The organism is Pelotalea chapellei, assembly GCF_018531195.1.
Taxonomy (GTDB): domain Bacteria; phylum Desulfobacterota; class Desulfuromonadia; order Geobacterales; family Pseudopelobacteraceae; genus Pelotalea; species Pelotalea chapellei.
Window position 1 is genome coordinate 36,383 of the sequence record NZ_JAHDYS010000009.1, and the last position, 13,279, is coordinate 49,661.

The 13,279-nt window shown below is 51.4% G+C and carries 11 protein-coding genes and 1 riboswitch; of the genes, 5 read left to right on the forward strand and 6 right to left on the reverse strand.

The annotated features are described in order from the left end of the window. Positions 1-466: 466 nt before the first annotated feature. On the reverse strand, positions 467-2,812 hold the full coding sequence (locus KJB30_RS10585; RefSeq protein ID WP_214298932.1) for a multiheme c-type cytochrome: 2,346 nt from the start codon (positions 2,810-2,812) through the stop codon (positions 467-469). Positions 2,813-3,242: 430 nt separating this feature from the next. Between KJB30_RS10585 and KJB30_RS10590 the strand changes: the two genes are divergently transcribed. From KJB30_RS10590 to galU, 5 genes are all read left to right on the forward strand, one after another. Then, complete coding sequence (locus tag KJB30_RS10590; protein ID WP_214298934.1) at positions 3,243-3,479, forward strand: FmdB family zinc ribbon protein; 237 nt, start codon at positions 3,243-3,245, stop codon at positions 3,477-3,479. Between the two features lie 77 nt (positions 3,480-3,556). Further along, positions 3,557-3,633, reverse strand: a riboswitch (cyclic di-GMP riboswitch). Positions 3,634-4,072: 439 nt separating this feature from the next. Further along, positions 4,073-4,918, forward strand: a complete 846-nt coding sequence (gene folD, locus KJB30_RS10595; RefSeq protein WP_214298936.1) for a bifunctional methylenetetrahydrofolate dehydrogenase/methenyltetrahydrofolate cyclohydrolase FolD — start codon at positions 4,073-4,075, stop codon at positions 4,916-4,918. A 207-nt stretch (positions 4,919-5,125) separates the two neighbouring features. Beyond that, on the forward strand, positions 5,126-5,773 hold the full coding sequence (locus KJB30_RS10600; protein ID WP_214298938.1) for a methylenetetrahydrofolate reductase C-terminal domain-containing protein: 648 nt from the start codon (positions 5,126-5,128) through the stop codon (positions 5,771-5,773). A gap of 9 nt (positions 5,774-5,782) precedes the next feature. Beyond that, positions 5,783-6,658: a methylenetetrahydrofolate reductase gene (locus KJB30_RS10605; protein WP_214298940.1), complete on the forward strand. Its 876-nt coding sequence runs from the start codon at positions 5,783-5,785 to the stop codon at positions 6,656-6,658. Between the two features lie 213 nt (positions 6,659-6,871). After that, entirely contained in the window at positions 6,872-7,735 is an 864-nt protein-coding gene (gene galU / locus KJB30_RS10610; protein WP_214298942.1) for a UTP--glucose-1-phosphate uridylyltransferase GalU, read from the forward strand. Positions 7,736-7,806: 71 nt separating this feature from the next. On the opposite strand, the gene KJB30_RS10615 is transcribed toward galU, so the two are convergent. The 5 genes from KJB30_RS10615 to murB form a co-directional block, all read right to left on the reverse strand. Continuing rightward, entirely contained in the window at positions 7,807-8,208 is a 402-nt protein-coding gene (locus KJB30_RS10615; protein WP_214298944.1) for an exosortase system-associated protein, TIGR04073 family, read from the reverse strand. Between the two features lie 87 nt (positions 8,209-8,295). After that, the gene (locus KJB30_RS10620) at positions 8,296-10,533 is read right to left on the reverse strand and encodes a DNA polymerase domain-containing protein (RefSeq protein WP_214298946.1); all 2,238 of its coding nucleotides are present in this window, start codon (positions 10,531-10,533) and stop codon (positions 8,296-8,298) included. A 94-nt stretch (positions 10,534-10,627) separates the two neighbouring features. Further along, complete coding sequence (locus tag KJB30_RS10625) at positions 10,628-11,224, reverse strand: peroxiredoxin (protein ID WP_214298948.1); 597 nt, start codon at positions 11,222-11,224, stop codon at positions 10,628-10,630. Positions 11,225-11,732: 508 nt separating this feature from the next. Next, positions 11,733-12,194 carry an RrF2 family transcriptional regulator gene (locus KJB30_RS10630; RefSeq protein ID WP_214298950.1) on the reverse strand — a complete coding sequence of 154 codons (462 nt, stop codon included), beginning with the start codon at positions 12,192-12,194 and terminating at the stop codon, positions 11,733-11,735. Positions 12,195-12,314: 120 nt separating this feature from the next. Next, entirely contained in the window at positions 12,315-13,268 is a 954-nt protein-coding gene (gene murB / locus KJB30_RS10635; protein WP_214298952.1) for a UDP-N-acetylmuramate dehydrogenase, read from the reverse strand. Between the last annotated feature and the right edge of the window lie 11 nt (positions 13,269-13,279).

The following is a 13,279-nucleotide window of genomic DNA, read 5'->3' on the forward strand; positions in this document are numbered from 1 at the left end:
TGATTGCATGGCCTAGAATGCAGGAATAGTTAGCTCTTTCCTTTTTCAACTCATTCCCTTACAGCATCAATCTTATGATCGAGTGCAGTATCACAACCCCTTGTAAGTTGAACTTTGTCGTCAACAGATTCAAGCTCAATTATCAAATGGGCTTGATTATAATTGGGCCATGATCTCGTCCACTGAAAAATGCATTAGGAAGCATGGGCAATTGGAGGTTGTCCCCCAAAAAGGGGTACTGGGGATCTCAAAAACTCTCCACTTAAGGAGCGGTAAAAGATAGGGACTTGCGCCTTCAAGTCACCAATTACGCACAACACTTGATTAGTGGCGTTTATGCGCCACGGCCGTTCTGGCGCACCATAAAAAAATACCGCCTCTAGCAACAGAGGCGGTATTTTTTATACTAATGCTAAACTAGTACCCTGGAGGCCCTTTACAGAAGCCTCCGGGGTGTTACGGACAACTACTGGTTGGCTGTATCAAAAACAGTCTGACGTCCCTTCTCAAGGACAGCAGGAGTAAAGCCAAACTGTGCTGCATGGGCAGCAGTAGCGGAGTTAGAGTGGCAACTGGTACAAGCTGCTGCTGTCGCACCCTGCAGCGTATCATCAAGCTGGTTATCCCACGGAGCTGCGCCGGCATCAAGCGTAGTCGCTACTGCTTTGGTCGGATCAGGTATCCTCGAGAAGTTCGATGCGTGGCATGCGAGGCAGTCTTGCAACGCACGTGGGTAATGTGCAGAAGCGAAATTATGTGTTCTATCCGTATTAGCTGGATTAGTACCATAGGTTTTCGTTACTGCACCAGCACCCGGCCAATTTCCAAACAGCGCTGCCTCGGTCAAGGCAAAGGTGTAGATACCGTTGCTGCGATAGAATGCGATCGGCTTTGAGAAGCCTGGAGTTCCTGATGCGTGAACCGCATGCAGCATTGATTTGAAGCCATAGGTCTGGCCGACTTTACCGTCATAGGAATTAGCTGCGGTAACGCCATACGCAACACGGTTGTTCTGCTCGCTGGATGCTTCGTTGTGGCACATTACGCACAGTTCAACGCTGTCCACGCGGTTTCCACCATGCTGATACAGTGAACCGACATGGCACTTGAGGCACTTATCCGTATCTGCAACCGGACGGCGTGCCGGAATTGCAGCGCCATCGGCAAGCTTGAAATCATAGATCGGCGATTTGGCGCGAACCAGAATTTTCCTGTTGTTGGCGGGAGCATAAACCAACATTGGTTTTCCCTGCAGACCAACGCGAGCATTGCCGGTAAGCGCTGCTTCCTTGTCAGTAAGCGTAATCGTGGTTGTGGCAACATTGCTGCTGCAGACAGTGTTGGGGGTAGCTCCAGTGAAAGTAAGAGCTGTATTAAGCGGCTGGCCGGGTGAGGTGGCGCCGTTATTTGCGTTGACCAGATCGTCACCCTGGAAGAACGCTTTCAGGATGCTGAAGTTCTGGGCTGAGACGGCAGGTTGCGCGCCGGAGGCGGTAACGGCTGCATAGGCGAATGCCGGTGCGGTTGTCGTAGCAGTTGCATTACACGGATTGACCGCTGTACCGGCGGGATATTCCGCTGTCCATTTAATGGCAAGGGTTTTGCCCGTCCTGGTTACGCCGGTGATTTTCTGGACTACTTTCGCTCCCTCGGTAACCGAAATGTCTTCGCCGTTATACACCAGTCCGCTGCGCTCGGTGTACAATCCAGCAGCGTTGTGCATGGCGCCCATAGTTGCCGGAGCAGTAGCACCGTCATGGCAGGTAGCACAGGTTCCAACAGTAGAAGTATAATTCCTGTGGAAAGCTACCGCGCCACCCACTTTGGTCCCGGTGAAACCGTCCCAGTTCTGGTGGCAGGTCATGCAGAAGTCATAAGTAATCGCCTGGGTGTTTACCGTGGTAAGCGGTGCGCCGGACTTATGGCAGATGCTGCAGTTGTCCATGTAGGACGGGAACTTAATTGCATACTCAGCAACAGCGGCAGGGGTAGCAGCATTACTCATTGCCGTAAATTTTCCTGTCGGCATATTGCCCGACTGGTGGATGCCGTGAATCAGGGCCGGGAGACGCGGATAGGTGGTGTTTACTGCATCGTGACAAACAACGCAGGTCTTACCGCCATAAGCAGGAGAACCGTAATGGAAACCGTTTCCTAATGTGCCGTGGCAGTCTTCGCAAGATTTTGAGCTAGCGCCAAAAAGGTCAGTTACCGGAGCGTTAGGGTAATCCACCAGCAACATGGCACCGTTGGTTCCGCTAATAGGCAGGTCTGACAAACGGAACATATAGCGTGAGTCTATTGCCGCCTTGGCAGCACCACCGGTAATGGTGACTTTGTAATCGCCGCTTGCGGCGCCGGTAGTATCCAGGACGGGTGTTGTACCATCGTTGTCCGTGCCAGTAGCTGCAATGGGATGGCGCTTCATGTCATCCTTGGCTAGGCGATACGCAAAAGGAGAAGAAGTCGCGTTTCTCTTGTAGAAATTGGTATAATTGGTGACGTTGGCGCCGTTACGCTTTACATTGAAGGTCATTACTAGGTCTGCCCCGACTACCGCGGGCGCAGTTTTAACAGTAACAACAAGGTCTCCAAAATTCGCCAGACCATGAGCAGCATCAACGCTGGCGGCTTTGCCGTCTCCGTGGCATACACTGCATGATTCAACTGCTTTTGTTGCTACACCTTGGCCGTCAGCGCCAGGTGCGCCGGCTGCGCCGTCTTTGCCGTCTGAACAACCGCCCAGCATTAAAGCGGCTGTGGCAACGGAGGCTAATAATACTGTAAATCGTTTCATGTTTTTGCTTTGCATGCGTTACCTCCCTTTGTGGTTTGCTTCCAATAAACTAGAATCTACTAATTGCCATGTGTCTCTGATTTGTGCCGGTAACCTCCTTATCTCTTTGTTTGAGTTTGATGCTTAAGCATCCGATTGTAGAAATTGACCAACATTTCCTTAGTCTGCATAACCTTTGCCAATTCATTAAAAAAACAAGCAATGGTTTTGTCGATTTTTTTTACACACTATGCTTCATCACAAATTTAATGATTTGCGGCCTCCAGTGAGAAAAAATCTAATCTGAACGCAAGGTTTACAAAGAATCAGATTATTTTTGATGTCGAAGCGTTGCCGTCTTTTCACCGGTACAGAACAAGCTATTTGACTTGGGTGGTTGACAAAACACGTCACGAATCACTATCATTCAAGTACATAATCAATAGTCTTGGGAGGAAATTACGTCATGCCGATGTACGAATACCGTTGTTCAGCATGTGATCATCAATTTGAGGTTCGCCAGAAATTTTCGGACGAACCTGTCAGCGAATGCCCTGAATGCAATGGCAAAGTCGAAAAAATGATCTCATCCACCGCTTTCAGTCTTAAGGGAGATGGCTGGTTCAATACCGGTTACTGCCCCAAGACAGAGGCTCCCAAGCCAGCCGGTTGCGCTGGCGGCGGCTGTTGTGCTGCTTCGTGATGTAAAAGAACAAAAAAAACAAAAAACGCCCTTCTTGAAAAATGCAAAGAAGGGCGTTTTTGTTTGTGCGCCCTCTTGTCGGCGGCCCAGCCATCCCTTGGGGGATCTGTTGGCTTTGCGTCCCCGGATTGCTCCGGGTTTGCTTTTTTCAGAGAGGAAAAATTGTGAGGGAAATGTAAACATTTCTACAGGCGGTGTCAAACAGAATGTTTTATAAAATAATTAGTATTTACTTATGTTTATTGTGTTTGCACTCCAAGAATCCAGCTCGTTCACCACAGAGGCACAGAGACACGGAGGATAGACAAAATCGAGCGAAAACAAAAAACTTAGGTTTCAAGGTTTAACCCGAAAAGTTTGTTTTTGGGGCCTTACCTCTAAAGATTGGTTGCTCTTTTACCCGTTTCTCTCCGTGTCTCCGTGGTGGACTAAAAGGGGTGTTGATTTCTTGGTTGCTCCGTTGCTCCGTGTTATTCCATCTGTAAAGGTTTTGATCCGCATGGACGGTATGGACTGTTTCGCGTAAACAGCCTTTACAAAGCAGAGGCCGGGACAGTACTATGTGCGGAATTTATAAAGTAAGGAGAAATAGCATGGCAAAGGTAATCGATGGCAAGGCTATTGCCGCAAAGATCCGTACCGAGATTTCAGCAGGCGTTCAGGAACTGAAGCAGAAGGGGATAACCCCTGGCTTGGCAGTGGTGCTGGTAGGAGAAGATCCAGCCAGTCGCGTGTATGTAAGCATGAAGGAAAAAGCCTGCCACGAGGCCGGCATCTTCTCCGACGAATACAAGCTGTCTGCCGACACCAGCGAAGCTGATCTCCTGGCCCTGGTGGACAAGCTGAATAACGATCCCAAAATTCACGGTATTCTTGTGCAGTTGCCGCTCCCTCCCCAGATTGATACCGAAAAAGTGTTGGAAGCGATTTCTCCTTTAAAGGATGCCGATGGTTTTCATCCCTACAATGTTGGCCGCCTGTCCGTTGGAAAGCCGCTCTTTCAGCCCTGCACTCCCTATGGTGTCATGATCATGCTGCAAGAAGAGGGTGTGGATTTGAATGGCAAAGAGGTCGTGGTCATCGGCCGTTCCAACATTGTGGGTAAGCCTGTTGCAATGATGTGTCTGGCTCAGAATGCAACAGTAACGGTATGTCATTCCCGTACCCGTGATCTGGCCGATGTCGTGCGTCGTGCGGATGTGGTCATTGCTGCCGTCGGTCGCCCGGAGATGGTCAAGGGAGATTGGATCAAGGAAGGTGCGGTGGTAATCGACGTTGGCGTGAATCGCGTTGGAGAAAAGAAGCTGGTGGGCGATGTGGACTATGCCGCTGCCAGTGAGCGGGCCTCGGCAATCACACCTGTTCCCGGCGGAGTGGGCCCCATGACGATTACCATGCTGCTGTACAACACACTGGAATCTGCTCGCCGGACAGCATAAATAGATTGTTCACCACAGAGTCACAGAGGACACTGAGGCAAACCACAGAGGAATCAGATTCATTCCGCTTATCTTTCTATTGGTATCATCTTTTCCAACAAGAACGAATGACCGAGCAGGGGAAATGAGATCTATCCGGAAATACTTTTTTGCAGCTCTCTGTGTTCTCTGTGACTCTGTGGTAGAAGGTATGTCTAAAGGAACGCCATGATCGTCTCCACCCAAAAGCCACTTGAAAATATCATATCCGCACTTGATGGTGGCAGTCGCGTCTTTATCATCGGCTGCGCCAAGTGTGCCACGGTCTGTAAATCGGGTGGGGAGGAGGAAGTTTTCCGCATGCAGGAAGCGCTGGCAGAGGCGGGCAAAGAAATCACCGGCACCATCGTGATTGACGAAACCTGTCATATGCTGCGCACCTCACGCGACTTGCGTTCTCGTCAGGAACAGGTCAACCAGGCGGATTTTCTGCTGGTCCTTTCCTGTGGAGCAGGCATTCAGTCTGTCGCCGAGGCATCTGACACAAAAGTCGTCGCCGGCACTGACTCGAAATTCCTCGGCAACATCCGTCGCTTCGGTCAGTTTGAACAGCGCTGTTCCCTGTGCGGAGACTGCCGCCTCAATGAGACCGGCGGGGTCTGTCCGGTGACGGTCTGTGCCAAGGGGCTCTTGAACGGCCCGTGTGGTGGTATGGTGGATGGGGCCTGCGAAGTGAATGGGGACAGTCCCTGCGCATGGGTCACCATTTACGAGCGACTTGAGCGCCAGGAACGTGTAGAACAGCTGCATGGCACCACTCCGGCCAGAGATTTTATTCATGAAGCCACTCCCGGCAGCCTTAAATTAGGTAGATAACGGAAAATTATGCCCTCGCTTCTTGCCCGCAAGCTTGCTGCCCATGAATTCGTCATTACCGCTGAAGTAGCCCCGCCACGGGGCTGTGATCTGACCCCCTTTCTGCACTCTGCCGCATACCTGGCTCCGTATGCTGATGCGGTCAATGTTACTGACAATCAGGGTGCCAACATGCGTATGTCGCCGCTCAGTGCTGCGGCAGCACTGGTGCGCGAGGGAATCGAGCCGATCATGCAACTGACCTGCCGCGACCGCAATCGCCTGGCACTGCAAAGCGATCTGCTGGGGGCGGCCGCACTGGGCGTGCATAACATCCTGGCTTTGACTGGTGATGGCATCGGCTGTGGCGATCACCGCCAGGGTCGTTCTGTATTCGACCTGGATTCAGTACAACTGCTTCAGACAATAACAGCGATGAATGCGGGTTGCGACATGAATGGTGCACCGCTTGCCGGAGCCACATCCTTTTTTGCGGGTGCCGCTGCCGCGCCGGAGGTCGAGCCTTTTGGAGTCACACTTCCCAAGCTGGGCAAGAAAGTGGCCAGCGGAGCTCGATACTTTCAGACCCAGGCTGTGTTCAACCCTGAGAAGCTGTCTGCCTTCTGTGATGCCGTCACTCCGTCGGGTGTGCAGGTCATCGCAGGTATCCTGGTGCTTAAATCTGCTAAAATGGCGGAATTTATCAACCAGCATATTCCTGGATTGAGAATCCCCCTGACGGTCATTGAGCGCCTGCGAGCAGCAGCAGATCCGGCGACCGAGGGAATCGAGATTGCTGTTGAAATGGCGCTGCACAGCCGTACTGTCTGCAGCGGCATCCACATCATGTCCATGGGACGTGACGAAGTGGTCCCATGCATAGCTGCTGTAGTGCGAAGTCTCTGAAAAATTTTCACCACAGAGTCACAGAGAGCACAGAGAAGGACAGGAGTTTATTTATGACTGATTCAGCAATCGCTATCCGCCTGAAGAGTCGTGAGGGAATCATTTTAAGAGGATTACTGCTTATTTGAAAATCAGTTTAGTTTTACCTCTGTGACTCTGTGGTGAGATTTTGTAGTGAAAATGGTTTTTCAGATACAAACGGAGGATTTCTGTATGAAAATTAAAAAAGCCGTCTTCCCGGTTGCCGGGCTTGGCACCCGCTTTCTCCCTGCTACCAAGGCTTCGCCCAAGGAGATGCTGCCGCTGATCGACAAGCCGCTCGTTCAGTATGTGGTGGAGGAGGCGGTTGCATCTGGAATCGAGCAGATCCTGTTCGTCACCGGCCGCGGCAAGCGAGCAATCGAGGATCATTTCGATATCTCCGTGGAGCTGGAAGCTCATCTTTATGACAAGGGCAAGGACCAGGAACTTAGCCGTGTGCGGGAAATTGCCGAAATGGTCGAGATGTTCTATGTGCGTCAGCGCCAGGCGCTCGGGCTTGGACATGCGATCCTGTGTGCCAAGGATTTTATCGGCAATGAGCCCTTTGCCGTCCTGCTCGGTGATGACATCATTGACAGCGAACGCCCCTGTCTGCGGCAATTGCTGGATGTATTCCAGGTTCATGGACAATCAGTGCTGGCCCTTGAAAAAGTGCCGATGGAAAACATCTCCTCCTACGGCTGCGTACGGGCTGAAAAGGTTTCCGAGCGGGTCTTTGATGTGAAGGACATGGTGGAAAAACCCAAGCGGGAGGAAGCGCCCTCGGACATGGCTATCATCGGGCGCTACGTGCTGACGCCGCGCATCTTTGAAATACTGGAGCAGCAGGAACCGGGCAAAGGGGGGGAAATTCAGCTCACCGACGCAATTCTGAAGCTTTCCAGGGAAGAGAAGGTCTATGGCTGTCTGTTTGAGGGGCTGCGCCATGACTGCGGCGACAAGCTCGGCTTTTTGAAGGCCACGGTCGACATGGCTCTGAAGCGGGACGAATTTCGTTCGGAGTTCGAGGCATACCTTCGACAGCGTTTGGGGTGATTAACACATCGAAATATAAAAAAAGGCGGACCTTGATGAGGGTCCGCCTTTTTTGTAAGTGCAGGGTCAGCCTATTTCTTTTCTTCCACAGCTGGGGCTGGTGTGGCTGAACTATCATATTTCGGTTCCCATCCCTGCCAGACATAGACCGGTTCCATCATGGGATCATAGTAGCCGGGCTGGGGGACCAGGAAGAAGACCGTCTCGGTTGCGCCGATAAAAGCGCGGTAGAGGGTCATGCCGATTCCCTTCAAAGGCCCGACGACATATCCGGGAGTGCCCATTTCACGCACTGTCAGAACCGTCTGTTTCGGCAATTCGGCAACGCTTGTGACAAGATTGGTAACGCCACGTGTCAGTTTGATTGCCATTTTTTCTGCTATTCTTTCGGGTGGCTGTTCGGCAGAGGCGATACACGGCATTACGAGCAAGATAACCAACAACAGTGCAGGAAGCAGCTGGCGACTTTTCATATATTCTCCTTTGGCATGCGCATCAAGTAAAGATGCTGTCTCTTATCACAGAAGAAGCCCTTCTTGCAACTCGGGATTATCGTCCCGCTAATCGAACAGCGTCGGCTGCTGGGGCAGGAAGGGCTCGAAGCGTTTTTTCAGATGGCGCAGCTTCTGAACGTAATAGGAAATGTTGACATCGCAGCGGGCCGGATCAAAACCGCTCACGGGATGGCAGTTTTCATGGGCCGTAGCTCCTTTGCCGGCGCCGCGGATGTAGTAGCAGACTTGATCTCCGGCGTAAAAAGTTCGCTCCTCTGACAGGGCAATCTCAAAGGCAGCTGACGGATTGCACTTGCCCTGGCGTAGCTTGGCCTGATAGCTGGCCGGCGATTCATTGAGAGTCGCGGTCCTGGCGATCCAGCCAATCTCAAAGTCACGTCGCACCAGACGGCTGACATAACGTTCGCAGCATGAATCCACCGAACTGCTCTCACCCTTCAGCAGCAATTCAACCGCCTCCCGCAGAAACTCCCTGAGATATTGTTCCATTCCCCTGGAGCGGAGACCGCTTCCACGGATGGTGATTCTGTCGTCATACCCGAGCAGGGCATAGTTTTTGGCTTTGTAGGCAAACATTGAGCGGTAGCGGCCATCCATTTCGACTTCAATCCCTTCGGGCAGGCTGGAGGAAAGTGCCTGTACCAGAGCCTGCTGGTGTTCCTCTTCTTCACATCCGGGCGGCGGCTGGAAGTAAATGCCGTCGGTGTCCACCTCCAGGGGCCGGGCATTGTGGTTGTGCAGCACGCTGATCATGGCCTTGATGGTTACCCGTCCCAGGCGCGTTACCTCGGCGGCAGCGGCTGGATCGGAGAAATTGTGCAGCGGTGCTCCCAGGTAGCCGAAGAAGGAGTTGATCAGTACCTTGAAAACCTGCTGGAGGGTATCGAAGTAGCGCCTCGTATCTTCGGCGTCACTTTCACGCGCCGCCCGTTTTGCCTCAAGCCTGAAGCGTCGTAATTCGGCAAGCATGGGCAGAAAAAGTCCCAGGACATCGCGGGAGGGCTTGAGGCGGTAGGTCAGCATCAGGGAGGGATAAAGCGAGGCAACGTCGCAATGCACCACCGGTCCGAATATTCCCGCCTGGGGAAGCTCTGTGTAGCCCCCCTCAAAGGCGGTGGATTCTGTGGTGCGTGCCGGAATGGAATGCCCCTGATGCAGGTATTCTCTCAGAAAGAGCGAATTGATTCGTGTGGCATTTCCTTTCAGAGGGCAGTTCTGGAAAGAGTAGGGGAATATGCGTGTCTGGAGAAACCAGGCATAGCCGAGAATGCGATAAATCGATTCGGTTTCTCGCACATCATCCAAATTGTAACGATAGAGCAGTTCCGGATTCCGGGTGAACTGTTCCGAAATTTTGTTCCCTTCCAGATATACCCGCTCCGGTGCAGCAACCCCGAAATGGCGTGCCACCTGTTTCAGCCCGTGGCTTTCCAGTCCGCGTTGGGCGATGTCGTAGTGCTGAACCAGAAAATACGTATCAATGATGTGGCGACCATGAACATCCCAGCGGGGATAATCGATCGAGCGTTCAGCCAGATTCCAGCGGGATCCGCTGGAAATGCGAGGAGGGGAGCCGTTTCGTCCCCACTTGAGGGTAATGCCGTGTCTGCGGGCGCGCTTGCCGATGTAATCCAGGTCAAAACGGAAGATATTGTGGCCGATGATGACATCGGGGTCGCTTGTGCGGATGATGTCATTCAGGGCCAGCAGCATATCCGACTCGGACAGGCGATCTCCCCTCAGCACTGTTTCCTGGCCATGGGAATCCCGGCAGGCAATGGAAATGATGCGGTCTTCTGCCCGTTCAGGGTTGGAGAAGTTGTATCCTTCGCAGCAGAAGGTTTCGATGTCCAGCGTCAGTGAGCGCAGTTCGCTGAATTCGATCCCTTTGAAAAGGGTCGCTCCGCTGCTCAGCAGGTATTGATGGACGGGGTCCGGGATAAACAGATAGGGAGCCTGAGCCCCGGTGGTGGTCTGCCCTGTTGTGGATGCAAGGAAATCTCGTGCAGTCAGGCAGTCGTTCCAGGAATCGAACTGCAACTGGTATCGGAACAACGCTTCTCCGGAGAGTTGGCGGATGGAGCAGGCGGTTTTGCATCCATGCACAAGAAGCGGATCGCTGACCAGAATGAAGGGGCGAAAGGGCTCGTCGTGAAAATGAACACCTCGCGCTGTTCTGAAAAAAACTCGCACGAAATGACCGGCGGTTTCCACGGCAACAATTCCGGTGCGCCGGTCATGACCGAAAAGCAGCGGTGTGTTTTCAATCTCTTGCGTATTCATATTTTAACTCTACGATAGCCGTTGACAGGGAGGCAATAGAAAAGGCGCAGCCGATGGGGCTGCGCCTGGAAGTGAGCTATTCTTTTGGTAGTGATTACTGGGCGTGTTTGGCCAGGTAACTGGCTACACCTTCTGCGGTAGGTTGCATGGCTTCTTCGCCCTCCTGCCAGTTGGCCGGACAGACTTCACCGTGGGTGTCGGAGAATTGAACTGCGTCCACCATCCTGAGTGCCTCTATCACGCTTCTGCCGAGTGGCAGGTCGTTGATGACGCAGTGACGTACTTTGCCGGTCGGATCGATCAGGAACAGACCCCGCAAAGCTACTGAACCATTGAAAAGAATGCCATATGATTTGGCAATTTCTTTATTTAGATCCTGGACCATCGGGAACTGAACATTACCGATGCCGCCATTATCCACCGTTGTATTTTTCCAGGCCAGGTGTGTGAATTTGGAATCAACAGATATCGCCACGACTTCGCAGTTCTTGTTTTTGAAGTCATTGATTCTTTTATTAAAGGCAAGGATCTCCGAGGGACAGACGAACGTGAAATCCAGCGGATAGAAGAGCAAGAGGACATATTTCCCTTTGTAGCCCGAAAGTGTAATGGATCCAAAAGTGTTATCCGGAAATACAGCCTCAGCGGTAAAATCGGGAGCCTGCTGTGTGACAAGTGTTGTAAGGCACATGAATTTCTCTCCTTTAGTGTGATGAAATTTGATGTAATTTTAATACCAATCCTTTTAGCAGCTGTCAATAGGATAAAAAGAGTCTTTTTTGTTTTTTAGAAATAACTGGCTATAGTACAGGCATATTAGGATGGAAGCTAACCATCTCGCGGGGATGGACGTATGTTCGTGTAAGTGGTTAGGAGGGGGGCTGTCCTTGACATGGAAAGCAGTATTGAGATGGAGGAAAGAGAGGTATCGGAGAGTGTGTGCAAATAGATTTTAATGATGGGGTAGAGGTTACTTCAGGTCTAGTATGTCTCCAGCCTTTACCATTGTCCTCGCAAAGTCATGCCCTTGAATCGCTTCTCCGTTCAATAGCACCTGCTGATCTTTTGATTTCAGAAGCCTTAGAATCTCACAGATCGAAATAAATGTTCGGCATCCAATATTGAATTTCTTATCACGTCCGTTTATCGCTACCGTTAACATATCTATCTCCGATTCACTGGGCCTTTTCAAGCAAACATTAGATATTAAAGTCTACTATATTCTGCCGTTTACTACGTTCTGTTTCGCTTCGCTCAATCATGTCAGCCAATGTCAGCTTGTCCAATACATTGGAAAGTGCCACATGCACATCAGCCATGGTCAGCCTTATACCGCAGGTAGCCTCATCCTGACACTCTTCGCATCGTGCATAGTTTGTATCGCTTAAACACGGTACCGGCGCGATATCACCTTCGAGTACTCGCACAATTGATCCAATAGTGATTTTGTCGGGAGGAAGCGCCAGGTTATATCCGCCACCCTTGCCGATTCTGCTCTGAAGCAGCCCACCTTTGCGCAGAGTAAGGAGAATAAATTCCAGAAATTTCCTGGGAATTTTTTCGTCCCGGGCAAGGTCAGCGATTAATACAGGCTGTCCATTGGGGGCTTTTGCAAGATGAAGTAACGCCCTGAAAGCGTATGTTGTTTTTTTGGAGATCATCATTCTGCTAAGTATAGAGACAATATATTCATGATTGTCAAGGTAAACCTGGCAGCCAATGGATGCAAATGGGATTGGCAGATAAAAAGAAGAAGAGAAGACGGCTTTCTATTCAAAGGTTTAAAACCCTACATAGTTCACCTCTTCCTGCAGCTCTACACCCATCTTTTCCCGCACGGTTTCCTTGACCACCCGGGCCAGGCCGCGCAGGTCTTCTGCAGTCGCTGTTCCGGTGTTGATGAGGTAATTGCAGTGTTTCTCGCTGACCATGGCCCCGCCAACGCGCGTGCCGCGCAGTCCTGATTTTTCGATGAACCACCCAGCAGGGATCATGCAGTTGCGGCAGACCACGTTGCAATCAGTTTCAAATTTTTCAATAATTACCGGATCATCAGGTATTGGATTCATGAAATAGGAGCCAACGCTCTTTGCCGTTTCGAGACATTCCCGCCGTTTGAGAATTTTTGTCATGGTTTCCCGTATCTCTTGAGGATCTCCCGCAGCCAATTCCACCGCGGCTGAAACCACGATCAGTCCCGGATTCTGTTTGAAAACACTATCGCGGTATTTGAAATCGCATTTCGTCCGATCATATGTTTTCAACTCCAGGGTTTTCGCCTCAAGAACCGTGACCTCAGTGACAATATCTCCAAGCGCCACTCCGTATGCTCCGGCATTTCCCCGGACGGCTCCGCCAAACGTTCCCGGAATTCCCGCCAGATGTTCCAGTCCTGTGATTCTCTTTTCAGCTGCCTTTTCAATTACATCGGCAAGAACGGTCCCCGCCCCGGCGCTGAGCCTGTTCCCATCGATAGCCACGGAATCAAGTTCCATCTGAATGACAAGGCCGTCAAAGCCCCTGTCGTTGATCAAGACGTTGCTTCCTCCTCCGAGCAGGTAATAGGGCAATTGATGTTGTTGTGCGTATTCCAGGACCGCAATCAACTCGCCCAGTTGTTCCACCTGCGTGAAATACCGCGCAGATCCCCCGACCCCCATTGTGGTAAAGGGAGCCAGAAGGACCTGGTTGCGGATGACCGGCAGGCGAATTTCTATTTCATATTGCAGAGCCATGTTTCTTCCTC